The sequence below is a fragment of the Mesorhizobium sp. P3_B5 genome, from assembly GCF_056402815.1.
The window spans coordinates 398,963-420,446 of record NZ_JBFUGR010000004.1; the positions used below are offsets into that span (position 1 = coordinate 398,963).

Below are 21,484 nucleotides of genomic sequence, written 5' to 3' on the forward strand. Positions count from 1 at the left end.
TTAGGCTCAAGGGCGCCTACGTCGCCACAACGCAAGGGGAACAGCATGGAAATGCACGCAGCGATTTCGGAAAAGACCCTGCCTGGAGATCAAGCCTTCGACGGCCGCCGGTTGTGGACCCTGGAAGAGGCTCGGGCGCTCCACGACGCCCCTTTCAATGACCTTTTGTTTCAGGCGCAAACCGTTCACCGCCAAAATTTCGATCCCAACAAGGTCCAGCTGAGCCGGCTTCTCAGCATCAAGACAGGCGGATGCCCGGAGGATTGCGGCTATTGCAGCCAGTCGGCGCATCACGAAACCGGGTTGAAGGCGTCGAAGCTGATGGAGGTCAGGCGCGTCATAGCCGAGGCGACCAAGGCACGTGACGCCGGCGCCACCCGCTACTGCATGGGTGCAGCGTGGCGCAATCCCAAGGCGCGCGACATGGATGCGGTCGTGGCGATGGTCGAAGGCGTCAAAGCGCTGGGCATGGAGACCTGCATGACGCTCGGCATGCTCGATCTTGAGCAAGCCTCTCGTCTCAAACAGGCGGGCCTCGACTACTACAACCACAACATCGATACGTCGGAACGCTACTACTCAGAGGTCATCTCGACCCGCACGTTCGCCGACCGGCTGGATACACTCGCCAATGTCCGCGACAGCGGCATCAAGGTCTGCTGCGGCGGCATTGTCGGCATGGGCGAAGAGCCCGTGGACCGGATCGACATGCTGGTGACGCTGGCCAATCTGCCGGAGCATCCCGAAAGCGTTCCGATCAACATGTTGATTCCGATCGAGGGCACCCCGCTTGCCGAGGCTAAACCCATCGAGCCGATCGAATTCGTGCGCGTGATCGCGCTGGCGCGCATCATGATGCCGAAATCGCATGTTCGACTTTCGGCCGGTCGCACCGCCATGACCGACGAGATGCAGGCGCTGTGCTTCTTTGCCGGCGCCAACTCGATCTTCGTCGGCGACACGCTGCTGACGGCGGACAATCCCGGCGAGGACAGGGATACTCTGCTGTTCCGCCGTCTCGGCATCGCGCCGATGGAACGCGAGGCGCAATGAACGAAGCACTTCTTGCCCGGTATGATGCATCCTTGCGCGGACTGGCGCGCAAGGATCGCCTGCGGACGCTTGCCCCGCGCGCCGGGCTCGACTTCTCGTCGAACGACTATCTCGGGCTTGCCGCCTCCAAAAGACTTGGCGAAGCGGTTGCGGCGGCGATTGCGCGGGGCACGCCGGTCGGAGCCACCGGCTCGCGATTGTTGCGCGGCAATGCACCGGAGCATGAGCAGTTGGAGGCAGACGCCGCGGCCTTCTTCGGCGCCGAACGCGCACTGTTTTTCGGCAGCGGCTACATCGCCAACTTCGCTCTCCTGACCGCGCTGCCGCAAAAGGGCGACCTGCTGGTCCTCGACGAACTCGCCCATGCCAGCATGCATGAGGGCGCGCAGGCCGGGCGCGCCGAGGCCAGGCTGGCCGCGCACAACGACGTCGACGCCGTCGAGGACGCGATCACAAGCTGGCGCGCCGAAGGCGGAATGGGGCGCGTCTGGATCGCGGTGGAAAGCCTCTACAGCATGGACGGCGACCGCGCGCCGCTGGAGAGCCTCGTCGCGCTTGCCGATCGGCACGAGGCCTTCATCCTCGTCGACGAGGCGCATGCCACAGGCGTCTGGGGACCGGACGGACGCGGCTTCGCCGCCGCCTTCGAGGGCCGCGACAACATCGTCGCGCTCCACACCTGCGGCAAGGCGCTTGGCGCGTCCGGCGCGCTCGTCACCGCTCCACGAACGCTGTGCGACTATCTCGTCAACCGGTGCCGGCCATTCATCTACGCCACCGCGCCATCGCCGCTGATGGCGATCGCGGCGCGTGAGGCGCTGACCATTCTCTCCGACGAGCCCATGCGTCGTGCTCAGTTGCATGGGCGTGTCGCTTCCGCCGGCCGGCAATTGGCCGAGCGCTGTGGCGTGGCGCCGAGCGGCTCGCAGATCCAGCCATTTATCGTCGGCGACGTCGGGCGCACCATGGCGGTGGCGGCGGCACTGCAGGCTCGCGGCTTCGATATACGCGGCATTCGTCCGCCGACCGTGCCCGAGGGCACGTCGCGCCTGCGCATCTCACTGACGCTCAATATCGGCGAAGCCGACATTTCCGCCATGGTCGAGGCGCTCGTCGAGGTGTTGGGCACAGAATGACCAAGCGGATCGTCGTCACCGGAACAGACACCGGAATTGGCAAGACAGTATTTTCGGCGGGGTTCGCCAACCTGCTCGATGGCTTCTACTGGAAGCCGGTGCAATCGGGCCTCGACGGCGAGACCGACAGCGAGGTCGTTGCCCGGCTTTCCGGCTTGCCCGCCGAGCGCGTGCTGCCGGAAGCCTATCGCCTGCAGAGCCCGCTGTCGCCGCATCGTTCGGCCGAAATCGACGGCGTCTCGATCGAAACGGCAGAGCTCTCGCTTCCGGCCGTGCCGGGTCCGCTCGTCATCGAGGGTGCGGGCGGACTGATGGTGCCGCTCAACCGGCAGACAAGGTTCATCGACATATTCGAGCAGTGGCAGCTGCCGGTCATTCTGTGCGCCCGCACCGCGCTCGGCACCATCAACCACACTTTGCTTTCGATCGAGGCCCTGCGGGCGCGCTCCATCCCGCTCATCGGCATCGTCTTCATCGGCGACGAGGTAGCCGATACGCAGAAGACCATCGTGGAATTCGGCGGCGTGCCGCAACTCGGCAGGCTGCCGCACCTCGACCCGCTGACGTCCAAAACACTGAGGGGCGCGATGACTGCCGGCTTCGACCTTGCCTCGATTACCGGAGGCGAATGATGTCGCAGTCCCGTGTGTGGCATCCCTTCACCCAGCACGCGCTCGAGCCGGCGATCCCTGAAATCGTCTTGACCGAAGGCGCCTATCTCCACAAGGCCGACGGCTCCCGCATCCTGGACGCGATTTCCTCCTGGTGGGTCGTCACCCATGGCCATCGCCATCCCCGCATCATGAAGGCCATCGAGACGACCGCGTCGAGCCTAGACCAGATCATCTTCGCCGGCTTCACGCACGAGCCGGCAGAACGCTTGGCCAAGGCGCTTGTCAGCCTCGCTCCCGCCGGGCTCGATTGGGTGTTCTATTCCGACAGTGGCTCGACCGCCGTCGAAGTCGCGCTGAAGATGGCGCTCGGCTATTTCGGCAACATCGGCGCTCGGCGCTCGCGCATCGTCGTCATGGAGCACAGCTATCATGGCGACACGATCGGCACGATGAGCGTCGGTGCCCGCGGGGTGTTCAACGCCGCCTACGAACCCTTGCTGTTCGAGGTCGACACCATCCCCTTCCCGGCCGCCGGGCGAGAGCAGGAAACGCTGGATCGGTTCGAGGCCGTCAGCCGCGACCAGCGCGCCGCCGCGCTGATTGTCGAGCCGCTGGTGCTTGGCGCCGGCGGCATGCTGATGTATCCGGCCTGGGTTCTGACCGAATTGAAGAAGATCGCCGAAGCCTCCGGCACCTTGTTGATCGCCGACGAGGTGATGACCGGCTGGGGGCGCACCGGGACCATGTTTGCCTGCGAGCAGGCGTCTATCTCTCCGGACATATTGTGCACCTCGAAGGGGTTGACCGGCGGCGCCATCCCGCTGGCCGCCACGCTTGCCACCGATGCCATCTTCCAGGCCCATTATTCGACGGACCGGAAGAAGACGTTTTTCCACTCGAGTTCCTACACCGCCAATCCGATTGCCTGCGCGGCCGGCCTCGCCAATGTCGAGATCTGGCGCGACGAGCCGGTGGCCCAGCGGATCGCGACCTTGAGCGCGATGCAGACCGCCGGGCTTCAGCGCTTTCGCGACAACACCTTCTTCAGCGACAGCCGGGCGACCGGCACGATCGCAGCACTCGATTTGCGCGCCGGCTCAGCCGGCTATCTGGCCGAGATCGGGCCAAAGCTGCGCGCGTTCTTCCTCGACCGGGGGCTGCTTGTGCGTCCGCTCGGCAATGTCCTCTACCTCCTGCCGCCCTATTGCGTCACCGGCGACGAGTTGGCCGGTCTGTATGACGCCATCGAGGAGGCCGGCGAACGTTTCGGCTCAAAGTCATGAGCAGGTCGTCGCGCATTCTCGGGTTTGGCCATCATGCGCCTGGGCGCAAAGTGGCGAATGCCGAGATCGAGAACAATCTCGGGCTCGAACCTGGCTGGATCGAGCGGCGCACCGGAATTCGTTCGCGCTTCTGGGCAACGGGCGAAGACACGCTGTCGGGCATTGCCGCGCAAGCCGGCGACATGGCGCTAGCCAACGCCGGCATTGACCGCAGCGACATCGGTCTTCTGTTGCTCGCCACCTCGACGCCCGATCATCTCCTGCCACCGAGCGCGCCGCTGGTCGCACATCGGCTGGGACTGGGCCGTGCCGGTGCGATTGATCTCACCGGCGCTTGCGCCGGCTTCATCTACGCGCTGATGTTCGCCGACGGCTTCACCCGCCTGCAAGGTAAGGCGGCCCTTGTCATTGCCGCCAACATCCTCAGCCGCCGCATCAATCCGGCCGAGCGCGCCAGCTCGGTCCTCTTTGCCGATGCCGCCGGCGCCGTGGTGATTGGCCCATGCGAGGATGCTGATCGGGGGATTCTCGGCGCCTCCGTGGATTCGGATGGCTCGCGCTACGGGCTGATCCAGATCCCGGCGGGCGGAAGCAACATCCCGTTTCATGGCGGCCTGGATCTCGGACAAACCCGCATGACGATGACCGACGGCCGCGAAGTGTTCGCCAAGGCTGTCGAGATGATGACCGATTGCTCGATAAGCGCACTTGCCACTGCCGCAGTGCGATCACAGGACATCGGGCGGTTCGTTCCGCATCAGGCGAATGCCCGCATTTTCGATGCGGTCGGCAGGAACCTCGGCATAGCAGATCAAGCGATCGTCAAGACGATAGCGGAGTACGGCAACTCTTCCGCCGCGACGATCCCGCTGTCGCTGTCGCTGGCCAATCAGACGGAGCCGTTTCGGTCTGGCGAGAAGATTCTTCTGGCGGCCGCGGGTGCCGGTCTCAGCGGGGGTGCGCTCGTCGTTGGAATTTAGCGGGGCGACCCGACCGCCAATGGGACGACAAGACTGACCTTGTACGATCGAGAGGGGACAACGGAACCAATTCGAAAAATAGTCGCCGGCAAACTGCACGGTATCCACGTCACAGAAGCGAACCTCAACTACCATGGTTCGACAACGCTCGACCCTGTCCACTGCGAGGCAGCCGGGATCCTGCCCATGGAATTCGTGGAGATATGGAACAAGAATTCCGGCGCGCGCATTTCGACCTATGTCGTTCTTGGCGAGCGAGACTCGCGGTGCTGCATCCTCAACGGTGCTGCCGCCCGCACCTGTCAGCCCGGCGACCAAATCATAATCTGCAACTCCATTTACCTGGACGAAACGCAAATCACTTCGCTGAAACCGCGGATCGTCACGTTCGACCAGGACAACCACATACGCGACCGCCTGAGCTACTCAGTAGATCTCGATGCAGGCGGGCGATACAGTTTCTCGATCCTTGACGACGCGAACACAGGGATTGCCGAAGGGCCTTACGCTGCACGGTTTGAGGACGTCACTCTGGGTCCATCTTGCCGAAGCGGAGGCATCCATTAGGCAGATGATGGACATTCTCGGCCACGACGACATCGATCATGCAGAGCTCTATTCCCGGGAAGCGTCGCAGGTGCGCTTGGCTGTGCAAGGCATGGACCGAGTCTTACGGCTGGTTACGCGCAACCCACTGCTTGGCGAACCTCGTGGCGAACCGGTCAATAAGGCATTGATAAATAACGATAATGGTAAGCCCGGAGGACGTATTGAGATCGTTGATTTTATTCCCCAGTGTTCCGGATCGTCTCGCGGCCATTGCCACTATTTCAGAACGATGCCGATGGTACCGTTGGCCGGGATCAGCGCATGACGGCTTCTTCGGACTTTTAGCAGTGCCACTCTGTCGTCGGAACTACCCATTGGACCAGTTTGGACGCCTGGTCGTGGCGCTTCTCCACGCACTCGGGCGGTTGTGCTACGACACGCTCAAGCTCAGATCCGAGCGGCCCGCCTGATCGATTGGGGCGGTCGCCCGTAGATCCGGATAAATGCCCGCCTCATGTTCTCGGCGTCGCCAAAGCCCACTGCCTCCGCGATGCGTTCGACAGGTTCGGCTGTCGCCTCTATGCGGCCTCTCGCCAAATCCGCTCGAAGCCGTTCCACGACACGCGCAGGCGTGGTGCCGGTTTGCGCTCGGAATGTCCGGCTGAACTGGCGCAGGCTCATACCAGCCGCCTCAGCCAGCCGCTCGACCGGAAGTTCCTCGGCAATGTGATCTCGTGCGTGGCCAAGGGCAGCGGTGATCCGATCGCTCTTTGGCGCAAGATCGATCGACGTGGCGAATTGCGACTGTCCGCCATGGCGACGGTGGTAGACAACCAGATGCTGGGCCACGGCTTTGGCGATGGCGAAGCCGTGATCTTCCTCGATGAGAGCCAACGCGAGATCGATGCCGGCAGTGATGCCCGCCGACGTCCAAACATTGCCGTCCCTGCAGAAGATGTGGTCGGCCTCGACGCGAATGGCGGGATAATCGCGCTGGAGCCGGGCGGCATGTCGCCAGTGGGTTGTCGCTCGGCGCCGGTCCAACAACCCAGCCGCCGCCAGCGTGAATGCCCCGGTGCAGACGCTCGCAACGCGGCGGGACCGACCCGCAGCCTCGACTATTCCGTTCAAAGCCTCAGCGGGGAGCGTCGGGTCGATCCGTCCCCCGATAACGATCAAAGTATCGAACATGCCGTCGTCGAGTGCTGCAGCAGTCGTGGAGATGCCAAGGCTGCTGGCGACAGCCCCAACGCCGGCCGCCACGATATGGACCTCGTAGGCCGGACCTCCGATCTCGCCATTTGCCGCCTCGAACGCGCCGGCCGGACCAGCCAGGTCGAGCATCTGAAATCCTGGAGAAATGTAGAAGCCGAGCGTATTCATGGCCGAATGATAGGGAAGTTTGACGTTTAGGTCAAACACCCTTTCACGTATTTTTGCTACAGGAGGTAAGCGATGCCACAGCAAATCAGTGTGGTGATGCCGGTGTACGACGGCGTCACCCAACTGGACTTCACCGGTCCGCACCAATTTCTTTCGCGCACGCCCGACCTGGACGTCCGGGTGGTGTCGCTGGGCGGCCAATCGATCACGGCGGACCGTCTCACCTTCTCTGACCTGGAGGACCTTGCCGCCATCGAGTCCTGTGACGTCCTTCTGGTGCCAGGCGGCGGTGGTTGCCTCGCTGCTATCGAAAACTAGCTCTACCTGAACGAGATCATCCGGCTGGGGACGTCCGCTCGCTATCTGACGTCTGTATGCTCGGGCTCGCTCATCCTCGGAGCTGCCGGCTTCCTTGTAGGCCGCCGGGCGGCTTGCCATTGGGCGTGGCGAGAACTGCTGCCGCTCTTCGGTGCCATCGTCGACGACAGCCGCATCGTCCGGGACGGCAATATTCTGTCCGGGGGCGGCGTCACAGCAGGCATCGATTTCGTTCTGGCCCTCATCGCCGAACTGAGCGGCCAACGAGTAGCCGAAATGGTGCAGCTTGGTCTGGAGTACGCGCCCCAACCGCCCTTCAATGCGGGTCGCCCGGATACGGCGTCGCCTGAAATTCTGGAAGCTGTGAACGCGCGCAACGCGACGAACCGAGCGCAACGGCGGGCACGTCTCGAAGGCTGGGTGGCTGCCCGCCAAACGTGAGGTGACAGACATGTGCGGGCTTCACGCCTTTGTTATCGCTACAGGATCGCAAGGCGCCGCATCCTTGGTCTGGGCATCGCGATGCCAATCTCTTCAGCCAACGGGGACGAACCACACGTGTCCGCGAAACGCGTGGAGCGCGAGATGAGCGACTGCGACAAGCCAAACTTCTTTGATGCGCTGGCAGTCGGTCGGGCATTGGATCTTACCCTGCCCGACAGTCGCGCCGTCCGGGATGCCTACGAGGCTGCGCAGACCGAGTCGCCGCCTTGGCTCCTCAATCATGTGGTACGTTCCTGGCTCTATGGCGCGAAGCTCACCCAGAAACGTGCGCTCACCCCGGACGCGGAACTGGTTGCCGTCGCGGTGCTTTTGCATGATCTCGGCCTTGCGCGTGGCGGCGCTCCAGACCGTCGCTTCGAGGTTGTCGGAGCGGACGCTGGCCGCGCCTTCGCCCTCTCCCACGAGATGGGAGAGCGGCGCGCGGACACAATATGGGACGCGATCGCCTTACACACCACCGGATCGATTGCCCGACACAAGGGGATCGACGTCGCATGCTGCCTGACTGGTATCGGGTGTGATTATGGCGGCGCCGGGTATGATGAATTGAGCGACGACAACAAGGACGCGATCTTGTCAGTCTATCCTCGCCTTGGCATGAAGAACCATCTGACGACTTGCCTTTGTGACATTGCGAGAAACCATGCAAATACGACGAGGGACAATTTCATCGCCGACTTCGCTTTGAAATATGTTCCAGGATATACGCGCGGCCGTTTGTCGGTCGACTTCCTGCGTGAATCGCCTTTTGCCGAGTAGCCGGTACAACTGTGGCACGATGTCCATGCCCGGCAGCCCGAAGAAGTGCATTTGCGGCCAAGGTAGAAGAATTCGCGTCCTGACGAGCGGTTGTACACACTGCCGGCCAAGAGATGTCTGCTTCGGGTCACAATTTCCGGTTCCGCCAGGACATGGCGCGCCGAACGCGTCGCCGCCTCGCCAAGCGACGCAAGCCCCGCGCGCTATCGATCACGAACCCCCGCCTTGTATACTGAGTGACCGATTCTCAGGGACCGACGGGGTTCGAGGCCAAAAGGCGGCGTCGAAATGAGTCATAAAATATAGTGAAATCAAACGGTTAAAATGTTGGTGGGCCCGGAGGGGGTAATAAGATCGTTGATTTCATTGGCTTTTTCGTGGGCCAAAATCAGAAGTCTTCCCGTATCGTTCCGTATGGTTCCGCGACGCTTTCATCGTCAAAACTTGGCTAGATATGCGCCACATTGATGCGCGCCTGCCTTGGGTAACTTCGAAGGCTGGGACAATCCACTTTGGTCTGCTGCGTTTGGTCCAGTATAGCTGCAGAAACCGTACTTTTGGACGTTAGTTCTCCTAGCGCCACAAGAATGCGTGTGAAGGCCTGAACAGCAACGCCTGCCTCGACTCAATTACCCTAGAGTTTGACTGGCAAGCGCATAGGTCACCGGTGTGGTTGCACCGCCGACGGCAAAATCGTTGAGGGGCTTGCCCATCGACATGGTGAGCACCGTGTCGAAAACCGGCATTCCGCTGTGCGACAGAAAGGCGGCGAACTCGCCATTGTCCAAGTGAGTGTCGATGCGCAGGAAAGACCCCGAATGGTCGGCCACGTGCGGCCGCACGATCGCCACGGCGTCGGCGTCGCTTTCCGCCACGACCGGCCCCACGACATGGCCCCGCCCGAAGGGCCGACAGAGCGCGAACGCGTTCAGCTTGTCATCCTTGAAAAGACCATATCCGGCCGAGTGCGCGAAAAGCCTTTCGATGAGCGCCGCCCGCCTCACGCCAAATCCTGCCGCGTCGAGCGCGATTGCTGCGGGAATATCCCTTGCGTCCAAAGTCCGGACATCGCCTCGAATATCGGCCGGCCTGGCCATCGTCGGCATCCGGGCGATACCCTGGCATTGATAAACGGTCTTCTCGGGCTGGAAGTCGAGCGAGAGATAGAGCCGCCTTGCCGCGCGCGTTGCATTAAGGCGCAAGTCGCGGCCGACGACCTTGTCGAAGACCCGCTTCATCAGCCATTGCCCCGCTCCCAGCGTCTGGAGTCGCGGCGATGTGATGACCATCCCCACGGTGGCGAAATCGGCACCATGCGCGAACCACATAGCGGAACCCAGGACCCGGCCGATATCGTCGAGCGCTACGAACCCCTCTCCCGATTCACGCAGGAATTGCCAATCCTCGGCGCGATGCGGCCATCCCACGGAGAGCGAGAGTGCGTGCAACCGGTCCAGCTCAACGCCTTCGATGTCGCCGATACGCATCGAGAAGGTGTCGATTTTCAAGTTTCCGGGCGGCTTCAAGTCCATGCCTCTGAAATATCCCCGCAAATTGACCGGCGACACGCCGCAGCCGCCCTTTGTCCACCAACGCTAAACAAACAGGCCCGTACGATTTGCTCGAAAGCCCCCTGCCAACGCAAGATTCAACTGAAACATTTCCGCTTTCGGCACGCAATCGCGGGAGAACGCAGACATTCTCCGCGGAAATGTAGCAGCACACAATCGTCGGCATCGATCCCGGCGATCCCGATATGCCTTGAGGGCTGGAATGGACGTCTTCGACATCCTCGACCGTCTCGTCGCCTTCCCATCGGTGGCCGGCAAGCCGAATGGTGATATCACTGGCTGGATCGAGGCCTATCTCGCGGGGTACTGCGCGCAGGTCACGGTGCTGCCGGGGCCGGAAGGCGACCGTTCCAATCTTTTCGCGACGATCGGCCCTGCCGATGTCCCGGGCTACATCCTGTCCGGCCACATGGACGTCGTCCCCGCCGGCGAACCGCAGTGGAGCTCGGCCCCTTTTGCGCTGCGCCGGGAGGGCGAGCGGCTCTATGGACGCGGCACCACGGACATGAAGGGGTTTCTGGCCGCGGTGCTCGCGGCCGTGCCCACGCTGGCGAAGCTGCGTCTTGCCAGGCCAATCCACTTCGCCTTCTCCTATGACGAGGAAGTAGGATGCCGCGGCGTGCCGCATCTGATCGCCCGCCTCCCCGACCTTTGCGCAAAACCGCTCGGCGTAATCGTCGGCGAGCCGAGCGGCCTGCGCGCCGTGCGCGGCCACAAGGGCAAGGCGGCCGCCCGCGTGACGATCCAGGGCCGCTCCGGCCATTCCTCGCGACCCGACCTCGGCCTCAACGCCGTCCACGCCATGGCCAGAACGCTGGCTGCGGTCGTCAGCGAAGCCGAGCGGCTGACGCATGGCCCGTTCGACCCAGCCTTCGAGCCGCCCTATTCCTCGCTGCAGGCTGGCGTGATCAAGGGCGGACAGTCGGTCAACATCATTCCCGACAGCTGCACGCTGGAGCTGGAGGCGCGCGCCATTCCGGGCGTCGACCCGGCCAGCCTGCTTGCACCGGTAAGGGCGAAGGCAGAGGCCTGTGAGGCCGACGGCTTTCGGGTCGAATGGATGCCGCTCAGCGCCTATCCGGCGCTGTCGCTGGCACAGGACGCGCCGGTGGCGGCGCTGCTACAAGAGCTGACCGGCGAAACGCCGATCGCCGCCGTCAGCTACGGTACCGAGGCGGGGCTCTATCAGGCCGCCGGCTTCGACGCGATCATCTGCGGCCCCGGCGACATCGGCCGCGCCCACAAGCCGGATGAGTACATTCTCACCGACGAACTCATCGCCTGCCAGCGACTGACCGAGGCGCTGGGCGCCCGCTGCGCGGCTTAAGGGGAACCGGAATGACATTCCTGTTCAATTCCGATGCGCGGCGCGGGGCGATCTTCGGCGAAGCCTTCGCTAGAGAACTGCCGGACGTCCCCTTCACGATGGATGCCGCAACGGTCGATCCGGACGCGGTGCGTTATCTCATTTCCTGGACTGCACCAGAAGACCTCGCGCGCTACCGGAACCTGGAAATCCTGTTTTCCCTGGGCGCGGGCGTGGACCAGTTTCGTTTCGATGCGGTGCCCACGAAGGTGAAGATCGTGCGGACGATCGAGGAGGGCATCATGCGCATGATGCAGGAATATGTGACGCTTGCGGTGCTCGCCCTGCATCGCAACCTGCCTGCCTATCTGGCGCAGCAGCGCGCCGGCGAATGGCGCGACATCTCACAGCTGCAGGCCGGGTCGCGCCGGATCGGCGTGCTCGGCCTCGGGCAACTCGGCCAGGCCGTCCTCGATCGCCTGAAGCCCTTCGGCTTTCCGCTCGCCGGCTGGAGCCGCTCGCCGCGGCAGATCGAAGGCGTGACCTGTCATCATGGCGAACCTGGACTGGAGGAGATGCTCGTGGCCAGCGACATACTGGTCTGCCTGCTGCCACTGACGGAGGAAACGCGCGGTTTCCTCGATGCCGCCCTGTTCGCGAAGCTTCCCCAGGGCGCAGCGCTCGTTCACACGGGCCGGGGGCCGCAGCTCGACCACGAGGCGCTTGTCGCCGCGCTCGACCGCGGCCACCTTTCGGCGGCGATGATCGACGTGACGGATCCCGAACCGCTGCCTGCGGGCCATCCGTTCTGGCCGCATCCGAAGATCATCCTTACTCCGCATGTCGCCAGCGTCACCCAGCCCGCGACCGCTGCGCGCGCCGTCATCGAAAACATCCGACGCCACCGCGCCGGGCTCGACCCCATCGGGCTCGTCGACCGGTCGCGCGGTTATTGAAATCCAACCTGAAAGGCCATCCCTTGTCCCTGCTCAAGACCGTCGATACCAGCCCTGCCTTCCCGCCGCGTGAATCCCGGGCGCTGCCCGAACGGCTGATTGCCGGCAACCCCGCTTTCAAGACCTGGGCGCAGGACGCGGCCAAGGGCGATCTCGTCCATACCGGCGTCTGGGAAGCGACGCCCGGCGAGACGCGCTCGATCAAGGGGGAGACTTTCGAGTTCTGCCATATCCTCACCGGCGTGATTGAAATCACGCCCGATGACGGCGAGGCGGTGACCTACCGCGCCGGCGACAGCTTCGTGATGAAGCCTGGCTTCACCGGTGTCTGGAGGACCATTGAAACGGTGCGTAAGATCTACGTCACGGTAGGGTAACGCCCGAGCGAGGTGCTGGCCCCGCAACAGATTTTGCCGTCCCTCATCGCCAGCACGCAACAATCATCCGCGACTGATCGTCGAACGGTGCATGCTGCGCTCCTGCTCGCGCTAGGCTCCCACAGAATGCTGCAAGGTGGTCGCCTATGACGTTGAGCTTCGATCCGGATACCGTCTCCCTTCCCGTCGGCCATTTCATTGACGGAGAGCTGGTCGCGGCCGAGGGTGCGATCGAGATGCGCCGACCCTCGGATGGCAAGGCATACGCCGCCAGCCCCGTCGCCGACCTCGATATGGTCGACCGTGCGGTGGAGAGCGCCAAGGCGGCGTTGAAGGCCAGCAACTGGGGCGGCGTCCGTCCACGCGAGCGCACCAGGACACTCCAGGCCTGGGCCGACCTGATCGAGGCGGAAGCCGAAACGCTGGCAAAAATCGAGGCGCTGTGCTCGACGCGGCCCGTCGGCCAGCTCGTCGCTGGCGACATTGCCATAACCGCCGAGCAGATCCGCTTCTTTGCCGAATTCGCCGACAAGGAAGGCAGCGAACTGGTGCCGACCGATGACGCCAGTCTCGGCATGATCATGAGCGAGCCCTATGGCGTGGTCGGCGCGATCACGCCCTGGAATTTTCCCATCTCTATGGCCGGATGGAAGCTCGGTCCGGCGCTGGCCGCGGGCAATGCGGTGGTGCTGAAGCCGTCGGAAATGACACCCTTCTCGGCCGTCTATATGGCAGAGCTCGCCGTCAGGGCTGGCCTGCCGGCCGGGCTTATCAACGTGGTGCTCGGCGACGGTCCGACGACCGGTACGGCGCTGACCGGTCATCCCGAGATCGCCAAGGTCAGCTTCACCGGCTCGACCCGCGCCGGCTCGGCCATCATGGAGAACGTCGCCCGCACCGGCGTCAAACCGATCACGCTGGAACTCGGCGGCAAAAGCCCCCAGATCGTCTTTGCCGATGCCGACCTGGACAAGGCGGCGACAGCCATCGCCGGCAGCGTCACCTTCAACGCCGGCCAGGCCTGCGTCGCCGGCACGCGCCTGATCGTCGAGAGGAACGTAGCCGACAGGCTGACGGCCGCCATCCTGGAGAAGATGAAGGCGGTGCGGCCCGGCCCGACCTGGGATGAGGCAACCCACTATTCGCCGATCATCTCGGAACGGCAGCGGGCGCGCGTCGATAGCATCGTGCGGACCGCGATCCAGGCCGGCGGCGAATGCCTGACCGGCGGCGCCGCCATGGACAGCCCCGGCTATTTCTACGAGCCGACACTGATCGCCAATGTCGACCAGGCCAACCCGGCGATCGTCGAGGAAATCTTCGGCCCGGTCCTGACCATCCAGACCTTCGAGACCGAGGAAGAGGCGCTGGCGCTGTCCTGCCATCCGACCTACGGGCTGGCTTCCGGCCTGTTCACCTCCGATCTGTCCCGTGCCATCCGCCTGGCACGCAGGCTCGAAGCGGGCACCGTCTGGGTCAACCGCTACAGCCGCTCGCGCGACCATATCCTGCCGACCGGTGGCTACAAGCGCTCCGGCATCGGCAAGGATCTCGGCCGTGACGCCTATCTCGCCAACCGCAGGACCAAGAGCGTCCTGATCAGCCTCTAGAGAGATGCCGATGAAGTCCTACTCGATCGCTTTGATCCCCGGTGACGGCATCGGCCGCGATGTGACCGCCGCCGCCTGGACGGTGCTGGAAACCACGGCCAAGACCTTCGGCTTTGCCCTGACGGGCACCGAGCTCCCCTGGTCCTGCCGCTTCTTCAAGGAGACCGGCCGCATGATGCCGGAAGACGGCATCGACACCTTGCGCGGCTTCGACGCCATTCTTTTCGGCGCCGTCGGCTGGCCGGCGGAAGTGCCGGATTCGGTCTCGCTGCACGGCCTGCTGCTGCCGATCCGCAAGGCGTTCGTGCAATATGCCAACATAAGACCGCACCGCCTGCTGCCGGGGGTCACCGGCCCGTTGCGTGCGGAAAACTTCGACATCCTCTGCATCCGCGAGAACACCGAAGGCGAATATTCGGGCGCCGGCGGGCGCGTGCATCAAGGCACACTGGACGAGGTCGCAGTGGAGACCTCGATCTTCACCCGTGCCGGCGTCGAGCGCATCCTGCGCTTCGGCTTCGAGCAGGCGCGGTCGCGTCGACGCAAGCTGGCCTCGGTCACCAAGTCAAACGCGCAGAAATATTCGATGGTGTTCTGGGACGACATCACGCGAAAGCTGGCCGCGGAGTATCCGGACGTCGAAGTGACGAGCTATCATGTTGATGCGCTCGCCGCGCGCATGATCATGGCACCGGAGAGCCTCGACGTGGTCGTCGCCTCCAACCTGTTCGGCGACATACTGACCGACATCGGCGCGGCGATCCAGGGTGGGCTCGGCTACGCTGCCTCCGCCAATATCAATCCCGACCGCTCGGCGCCGTCCATGTTCGAGCCTGTGCACGGCTCCGCGCCCGACATCGCCCATCTCGGCATCGCCAATCCGATCGCCACCATATGGTCCGGCGCCATGATGCTCGACCATCTCGGCGAAGCGGCCGCCGCCGGCCGGGTCATGCAAGCGGTCGAAGCGACAACCGCGCGCGGCATTGGAACCACTCCGGGCAAAGACAGAACGGAGGCCATCACGGCCGCCGTCGTCGCAGCCCTCTCCTGATTGCAAGGTCGTTTTCGATGAAAAACCTGAAAGACAAAAACCTCTTCCGCGAAGCCGGCCTGATCGGCGGCAAATGGGTCGCGGCCGCTTCCGGAAAGACGGTCGATGTCGTCGATCCGGCGACCCAGACGACGATCGGCACGGTGCCCGATATGGCCGGTCCGGAGACCCAGGCCGCCATCGAGGCAGCGGCGTCCGCTTATGCTGGCTGGAAGAAGAAGACCAACGCCGAGCGCGCTGGCCTGCTGGAGGCCTGGCATGGTCTGATGCTCGCGCATCTGGACGATCTCGCCCTGATCCTGACGACCGAACAGGGCAAGCCGCTGGACGAGGCCAAAGGCGAAATCCGCTACGGCGCGTCCTTCGTCAAATGGTTCGCCGAGGAAGCGCGCCGGATCAATGGCCACACAATCCCCTCGCCGACGCCGGACCGGCGCATCATCGTGCTGAAGGAGCCGGTCGGGGTGTGCGGCATCATCACGCCGTGGAATTTCCCCAACGCGATGATCACCCGCAAGGTCGCGCCGGCGCTGGCCGCCGGCTGCACGGTGGTGATCAAGCCATCCGAATTCACGCCCTATTCGGCGCTGGCACTCGGCGTGCTTGCCGAACGGGCAGGCATCCCCGCCGGCGTCATCAACATCGTCACCGGCATGCCGGCCGAAATCGGCAACGAGATCATGGCGAACGAGACCGTTCGCAAGATCTCCTTCACCGGCTCGACGCGGGTCGGTTCGCTGCTGATGCGCGGCGCGGCCGACAGCGTGAAGCGGCTCAGCCTCGAACTCGGCGGCAACGCGCCCCTCATCGTCTTCGACGACGCCGATCTCGATCTCGCCGTCGAGGGCGCGCTTGTCTCGAAGTTCCGCAATGGGGGCCAGACCTGCGTCTGCGCCAACCGAATTCTTGTCCAGGCTGGGGTCTATGACGCATTCGCTGCGAAGCTCACTGCTCGAGTCAACGCCATGACGGTGGGGCCAGGCACCCAGCCCGGCGTCGCCATCGGGCCGATGATCAACATGGCGGCGGTCGAAAAGATCAACCGCCACGTCGAGGACGCGCTCGCCAAGGGTGCTTCGATCATCACAACGAGGCCGGCATTGCCCGACGGTCCTCAGTATGTGGCGCCGCTGGTGCTGACCGGCGCCACAAAGGACATGCAGCTCGCCGCCGAGGAAACCTTCGGCCCGGTCGCGCCGCTTTTCCGGTTCGAGACGGAAGAGGAGGCGATCACGCTCGCCAACTGTACGCCCTACGGGCTTGCTTCCTACTTCTACACCGAGAACCTGAAACGCGCCTGGCGCGTCGGCGAGGCGCTGGAGTTCGGCATGGTGGGGCTCAACACCGGCTCGGTCTCGATGGAAGTGGCCCCCTTCGGCGGCGTCAAGCAGTCCGGCCTCGGCCGTGAGGGCGCGCAGGCCGGCATCGAGGAATATCTCGAGATGAAGAGCTTCCACATGGGCGGGCTTAGCTGAGGCAATTTGGCTGAAGCCCGAGCCGGCTGGATCGACGATCACTGAATCCGGTCGAGCGCCTTGTAGTAGAGGCCGACCATCGGCAGGAACCAGGGCTTGCCGGAATAGCCGGGAATGGAAGGCCACTCGAGTCCCTTCATCGGATTGCGGTCTTCGCGGCCGAGCATCGCGTCGGCCAGGATCATGCCGAGATGCGTGGAAAGCTGCGCGCCGTGGCCGGAATAGCCCATCGCGTACCAGACACCGTCTTGGTAGCCGGCCCGCGGAAAACGGTCCTTGGTCATGTCGACCAGCCCACCCCAGCAATAGTCGATCTCGACCTTGGCGAGCTGCGGGAAGATCGCAGCGAGGCCGGCCTGCAATATCTGTCCGCTCCTGGCATCGGAGCGCTGGTCCGATGTCGCCGAGAAGCGTGCGCGACCGCCGAAGATCAGCCGGTTGTCCGGTGAAAGCCGGAAGTAGTTGCCGATGTTCATCGAGGTCACGCATGTCCGGTTGCCGGGCATGGTCGCGGCGATCTCGGCGTCACCCAATGGCCGCGTGGCGATGATGAAGCTGCCGACGGAGATGATCCTGCGGCGAAAATAGCCGAAATTCGGCGTGGTATAGGCGCCGGTCGCCACCAGCACATTGTCGGCGCTGATCCGGCCACGGGAGGTCGTCAGCTCATGCCTGCTGCCGACCTGCTTGCGGTCGGTGACCGCCGCGTTCTCGTGGATGATGGCGCCGTGGCGGGCGGCGGCCGTGGCCAAGCCTGCCACATAGCGGCCCATATGCATCATGGCGCTCTTCTTCGACAGCATCGCGCCATGGAAGGGCGAGCCGATCTCGGATTTGAGGTCGGCCGCCGACAGCAGTGCCGTATCCGGATCCACTTCCGCATGGAGGGCTTCGAAGTTGCGGGCGATCGCTTCGAAATGCTGCGGCTTGGAGGCGAGCTTCAGCTTGCCGGCGCGGCGGAAATTGCAGTCGATGCCCTCTTCGGCAACCAGCGCCTCTATGGTGTCGACGGAGTCGTCGAGCGCGCGGTAGAGCGCGATCGCGCGTTCCTTGCCGAGCTCCGCCTTGGCAGAGAGGTAGCTGTGGGCGAGGCCGTTGTTCAGGTGCCCGCCATTGCGACCGGATGCGCCCCAGCCCACCCACTCCGCCTCCAGCACCGCCACCTTCGCGCCGGCCTTCGCCAGTTGGCGCGCCGCGGCGAGACCAGTGAAGCCGCCACCGACGATGACGGCGTTATAGTGCCCCTCGACCGGGCCTGGCGCCCCGCCGGTAAAAACAGGGGCAGTGTCGTGCCAGTAGGAGACCAGTTTCATCGACGATCCGCCTGTTTCAAAGCCCGACCACGCCCGGGAGACCGGAAATGTCCGGTATCTCGACATAGCCATAGTACGGGTTGGCCGGTTCGTGGCCGCGATTGACCCAGACCTTGTTCTTGATGCCGAGATCGTGTGCCGACATCAGGTCGTAGCGGAAGGAGGACGAGCAGTGAAGAATATCTTCCGGGCCGCAACCCAGCATGTCGAGCATGTATTCGAACCCCTTGAACCGGGGCTTGTAGGCCTGCGCCTGCTCGGCCGTATAAACGGCATGGAACGGCGCGCCGAGCTTCTCGACATTGGACATGATCTGCGCGTTCATGGCGTTGGACAGGATGACCAGCGGAATTTCCTTGGCCACCTTCGCCAGGCCGGCCGGAACATCTGCATGGGGGCCCCAGGTCGGGACACGTTCATAAACCAACCTGGCGTCGTCAGGGCTGAAGGCAACACCATTGCGCTTGCAGGCCCGTTCGAGCGCGTTGTGGACAACGTCGGCATAAGGCTTCCAGTCACCCATGATCTCGTCGAGCCGATAGGCGGCGAAGTTCTTGATGAACTCCTTCATACGCGGTTCGTCGAGCCGGCTGCCGTAAAGGTCTCGCGCCACTTCCGCCATCTGGAAATTGGTCAACGTGCCATAGCAGTCGAAGGTGATGTATTTGGGCCTGAAAGAAGCCATGTCCGTCGATCTCCAGTGGAACCACATTCGCGTTGGGATGTATTTCATCATAGGACGGGTGACGGCGACCCACCTGACCGAAATCGCCCTCCCGAAAGCAGAAAGTTCCGTATCCACCATCCGGTTTGGCACGCTGTAGCATCTGGTGTGTCGAACGCGACGCCGCGCGTGACGTGACGCGCGTCCGCCGTGGCGGGCGCCAGCACAAGATGCGGCGTACCCCTCGCGCTACGGCGAAAGATACCGCCGAAGCCGAAGCCTTCAGACGATTTGCGACGCGCCAATGGTCGAGACTTGAGGGCAGACGGAAGGATGCCTCATGCACCAGGGCGAGATCGAGATTCAGGACTTCGGGCCGGACCATATCGAGGGAGCAGTGGCGCTTTCTCGCCAGGAGAATTGGCCGCATCGCCGGCAGGACTGGCAGATGGYGCTGCGGCTCTCCAGGGGCGTGGTCGCGCTCGACGACCAGGGTCGTGTCACCGGAACCATCCTGGTGACGCCCTACGGCACGGATTGCGCCATGATCAACATGGTGATCGTCGACAGGAACGTGCGTGGCAAGGGGCTCGGGCGCCGGCTCATGGATCAGGCCCTCGCCCTTGCCGGCGACCGTCCGCTGCGGCTCGTCGCGACGACTGACGGCATGCCTCTCTATGAGAAGCTCGGCTTTGTATCCTCCGGCACGATCCGGCAGCATCAAGGTACGGTTGCAGCGCTCGGCGCACCCGATGGCGTGGAAGCAGCAGGCGCCGGCGATCTGCCTGACATCAAGACGCTGGACCGCGACGCCTATGGCGCCGACCGGGAAGCCCTGATCGATGCGCTGGCCGAACGCGGCCAATTCGCCGTTATCCGCCGCAACGGCACCATCGAGGCCTATGCCGCGATCCGCCCGTTTGGACGCGGCGAGGTGATCGGACCGGTCATCGCGGGAAGCGCCGACTCCGCCAAAGACCTGATCGCCTTCTTCGCCGCGCCGCGCCGCGGTGCTTTCCTGCGCGTGGACACCGACAGCAGGACTGGCCTTGCCGGTTGGCTCGAGGAAATCGGCCTTGCCCATGTCGGCGGCGGCGTGGCCATGGACCGTCCACCCAAGAACGGCGCGGAACAGGCCAGGCCAAAAGTTTACGCCCTCGCCAACCAGGCGCTCGGCTAGGAGGACAACAATGCTCGCCAATTCCCTGATCGAACTCGACCGCGCCCATCTCATCCATCCGGTCTCATCATATCGCGGCCATGAGGCGCTCGGCGTGCGCGTCTTGAAATCGGCGAAGGGCGCGACCGTGACCGATGCGTCCGGCAAGCAACTCGTTGACGGTTTTGCGGGGCTGTGGTGCGTCAATGCCGGCTACGGCCATGACAGCATCGTCGAGGCGGCGGCCCGGCAGATGCGCGAGCTTCCCTACGCCACCGCCTATTTCGACCTCGGCTCGGAGCCGGCCATCCGCCTCGCCTCGGAATTGGCTGAGCGCGCGCCCGGGGATCTCAATCACGTCTATTTCACGCTCGGCGGGTCGGACGCGGTCGACAGCACGATCCGTTTCGTCCGCTACTACTGGAATGCCAGGGGCGAGCCGAAGCGCGACCAGTTCATTTCCATCGAGCTGGGTTATCACGGGTCATCGGTGGTCGGCGCTGGCCTGACCGCATTGCCCGCCTTTCACGCCGGTTTCGGCATTCCTTTCGAATGGCAGCACAAGATCCCCTCCCCCTATCCCTATCGCAACCCGGTGGGCGAGGACGCGAACGCGATCATCGCCGCATCGCTCGCGGCGCTGAAGGCCAAGATCGAGGAGATTGGACCGGAGCGGGTCGCGGCCTTCTATGCCGAGCCGATCCAGGGCTCGGGCGGCGTCATTGTCCCGCCGAAGGGCTGGATCAAGGCGATACGCGAACTCTGCCGGAAGTACGGCATCCTGTTCATCGCCGACGAGGTGATCACCGGCTTCGGTCGCACGGGACCTCTGTTCGCCTGCACGGAGGAGGACATCGTTCCCGACTTCATGACGACCGCGAAGGGGCTGACCTCGGGCTATGTTCCTATGGGCGCCGTATTCATGTCTGATCATGTCTACAACGTCATCGCCGATGGCGCTGGCGCTTCGGCGGTCGGCCACGGCTACACCTATTCCGCCCATCCCGTCAGCGCCGCCGTCGCGCTCGAGGTGTTGAAGCTCTATGAAGGCGGCCTGCTGGAGAATGGCATCAAGGCCGGCGCTCGCCTGATGGCGGGATTGGAAGGCCTCAGCGATCACCCGCTCGTCGGCGATGTTCGCGGTCGCGGGATGCTTGCCGCGATTGAACTGGTGGTCGACAAAAAGAAGAAGACACCGCTTCCCGCATCGGCCATGCCGGCGCGGCGCGTCTTCGACAGGGCGTGGGACAATGGCCTGATCATTCGAGCCTTTGCCAACGGGGTTATCGGCTACGCTCCTCCGCTCTGCTGCACCGACGACGACATCGACGCGATCATCGAGCGCACGCGCCGGACGCTCGACCAGACGCTGGACGATGCCGACGTCCGCCAGGCCCTGGCATGACGGGCGGCAAATACC

General features: G+C 63.9%; 20 protein-coding genes and 1 pseudogene. 17 read left to right on the forward strand and 4 right to left on the reverse strand.

The features are described from left to right. Positions 1–51: 51 nt before the first annotated feature. From bioB to AC1DVW_RS14030, 7 genes and pseudogenes are all read left to right on the forward strand, one after another. Complete coding sequence (gene bioB, locus AC1DVW_RS14000) at positions 52–1,053, forward strand: biotin synthase BioB (RefSeq protein ID WP_477323807.1); 1,002 nt, start codon at positions 52–54, stop codon at positions 1,051–1,053. Continuing rightward, a complete protein-coding gene (locus AC1DVW_RS14005; protein ID WP_477244140.1) occupies positions 1,050–2,189 on the forward strand; it encodes an 8-amino-7-oxononanoate synthase in 1,140 nt (379 codons plus the stop codon). The genes bioB and AC1DVW_RS14005 overlap by 4 nt, the downstream gene beginning before the upstream one ends. After that, positions 2,186–2,821 carry a dethiobiotin synthase gene (bioD, locus tag AC1DVW_RS14010; protein ID WP_477244139.1) on the forward strand — a complete coding sequence of 212 codons (636 nt, stop codon included), beginning with the start codon at positions 2,186–2,188 and terminating at the stop codon, positions 2,819–2,821. Before AC1DVW_RS14005 ends, bioD begins: the two co-directional genes overlap by 4 nt. Continuing rightward, a complete protein-coding gene (locus AC1DVW_RS14015) occupies positions 2,821–4,086 on the forward strand; it encodes an adenosylmethionine--8-amino-7-oxononanoate transaminase (RefSeq protein WP_477323754.1) in 1,266 nt (421 codons plus the stop codon). The genes bioD and AC1DVW_RS14015 overlap by 1 nt, the downstream gene beginning before the upstream one ends. Beyond that, a complete protein-coding gene (locus AC1DVW_RS14020) occupies positions 4,083–5,066 on the forward strand; it encodes a beta-ketoacyl-ACP synthase III (RefSeq protein ID WP_477323756.1) in 984 nt (327 codons plus the stop codon). Before AC1DVW_RS14015 ends, AC1DVW_RS14020 begins: the two co-directional genes overlap by 4 nt. A 69-nt stretch (positions 5,067–5,135) precedes the next feature. After that, positions 5,136–5,633, forward strand: a complete 498-nt coding sequence (panD, locus tag AC1DVW_RS14025; protein ID WP_477323809.1) for an aspartate 1-decarboxylase — start codon at positions 5,136–5,138, stop codon at positions 5,631–5,633. Further along, positions 5,542–5,745: pseudogene (locus AC1DVW_RS14030) on the forward strand (tyrosine-type recombinase/integrase); the annotation flags it as partial. The gene panD and the pseudogene AC1DVW_RS14030, both read left to right, overlap by 92 nt. Positions 5,746–6,062: 317 nt before the next feature. Here the strand turns inward: AC1DVW_RS14030 and AC1DVW_RS14035 are convergent. Further along, positions 6,063–6,998 (reverse strand): GlxA family transcriptional regulator, encoded by a 936-nt coding sequence (locus AC1DVW_RS14035; protein ID WP_477323811.1) that lies wholly within the window; start codon positions 6,996–6,998, stop codon positions 6,063–6,065. Between the two features lie 903 nt (positions 6,999–7,901). Here AC1DVW_RS14035 and AC1DVW_RS14040 point away from each other — a divergent pair. After that, positions 7,902–8,579, forward strand: a complete 678-nt coding sequence (locus AC1DVW_RS14040; RefSeq protein WP_477323757.1) for an HD domain-containing protein — start codon at positions 7,902–7,904, stop codon at positions 8,577–8,579. Between the two features lie 629 nt (positions 8,580–9,208). Here AC1DVW_RS14040 and AC1DVW_RS14045 read toward each other — a convergent pair. After that, positions 9,209–10,111, reverse strand: coding sequence for a GNAT family N-acetyltransferase (locus AC1DVW_RS14045; protein ID WP_477323758.1), 903 nt, complete (start codon positions 10,109–10,111; stop codon positions 9,209–9,211). 241 nt (positions 10,112–10,352) lie between these two features. On the opposite strand from AC1DVW_RS14045, the gene argE reads away from it, so the two are divergent. The 6 genes from argE to AC1DVW_RS14075 all read left to right on the forward strand — a co-directional run bounded on the left by argE (position 10,353) and on the right by AC1DVW_RS14075 (position 16,928). Continuing rightward, entirely contained in the window at positions 10,353–11,477 is a 1,125-nt protein-coding gene (gene argE, locus AC1DVW_RS14050; RefSeq protein WP_477323760.1) for an acetylornithine deacetylase, read from the forward strand. An 11-nt stretch (positions 11,478–11,488) separates the two neighbouring features. After that, positions 11,489–12,412 carry a 2-hydroxyacid dehydrogenase gene (locus AC1DVW_RS14055; RefSeq protein WP_477323761.1) on the forward strand — a complete coding sequence of 308 codons (924 nt, stop codon included), beginning with the start codon at positions 11,489–11,491 and terminating at the stop codon, positions 12,410–12,412. 23 nt (positions 12,413–12,435) lie between these two features. Further along, a complete protein-coding gene (locus AC1DVW_RS14060; protein ID WP_477323762.1) occupies positions 12,436–12,789 on the forward strand; it encodes a cupin domain-containing protein in 354 nt (117 codons plus the stop codon). Positions 12,790–12,935: 146 nt separating this feature from the next. Beyond that, a complete protein-coding gene (locus AC1DVW_RS14065; protein ID WP_477323764.1) occupies positions 12,936–14,399 on the forward strand; it encodes an aldehyde dehydrogenase family protein in 1,464 nt (487 codons plus the stop codon). Between the two features lie 10 nt (positions 14,400–14,409). Next, the gene (locus AC1DVW_RS14070) at positions 14,410–15,453 is read left to right on the forward strand and encodes a tartrate dehydrogenase (RefSeq protein ID WP_477244119.1); all 1,044 of its coding nucleotides are present in this window, start codon (positions 14,410–14,412) and stop codon (positions 15,451–15,453) included. 17 nt (positions 15,454–15,470) lie between these two features. After that, entirely contained in the window at positions 15,471–16,928 is a 1,458-nt protein-coding gene (locus AC1DVW_RS14075; RefSeq protein ID WP_477323765.1) for an NAD-dependent succinate-semialdehyde dehydrogenase, read from the forward strand. 38 nt (positions 16,929–16,966) lie between these two features. Here the strand turns inward: AC1DVW_RS14075 and AC1DVW_RS14080 are convergent, their stop codons facing one another. After that, a complete protein-coding gene (locus tag AC1DVW_RS14080) occupies positions 16,967–18,241 on the reverse strand; it encodes an NAD(P)/FAD-dependent oxidoreductase (RefSeq protein ID WP_477323766.1) in 1,275 nt (424 codons plus the stop codon). 16 nt (positions 18,242–18,257) lie between these two features. Beyond that, complete coding sequence (locus tag AC1DVW_RS14085) at positions 18,258–18,926, reverse strand: haloacid dehalogenase type II (RefSeq protein ID WP_477323768.1); 669 nt, start codon at positions 18,924–18,926, stop codon at positions 18,258–18,260. Here AC1DVW_RS14085 and AC1DVW_RS14090 point away from each other — a divergent pair. The 3 genes from AC1DVW_RS14090 to AC1DVW_RS14100 all read left to right on the forward strand — a co-directional run bounded on the left by AC1DVW_RS14090 (position 18,925) and on the right by AC1DVW_RS14100 (position 21,469). Then, on the forward strand, positions 18,925–19,065 hold the full coding sequence (locus AC1DVW_RS14090; RefSeq protein ID WP_477277947.1) for a hypothetical protein: 141 nt from the start codon (positions 18,925–18,927) through the stop codon (positions 19,063–19,065). The two genes, AC1DVW_RS14085 and AC1DVW_RS14090, sit on opposite strands and share 2 nt — an antisense overlap. Before the next feature lie 180 nt (positions 19,066–19,245). Beyond that, a complete protein-coding gene (locus tag AC1DVW_RS14095; RefSeq protein ID WP_477323769.1) occupies positions 19,246–20,085 on the forward strand; it encodes a GNAT family N-acetyltransferase in 840 nt (279 codons plus the stop codon). A 10-nt stretch (positions 20,086–20,095) separates the two neighbouring features. Beyond that, complete coding sequence (locus tag AC1DVW_RS14100; protein WP_477323770.1) at positions 20,096–21,469, forward strand: aminotransferase class III-fold pyridoxal phosphate-dependent enzyme; 1,374 nt, start codon at positions 20,096–20,098, stop codon at positions 21,467–21,469. The last annotated feature ends 15 nt before the right edge of the window (positions 21,470–21,484 follow it).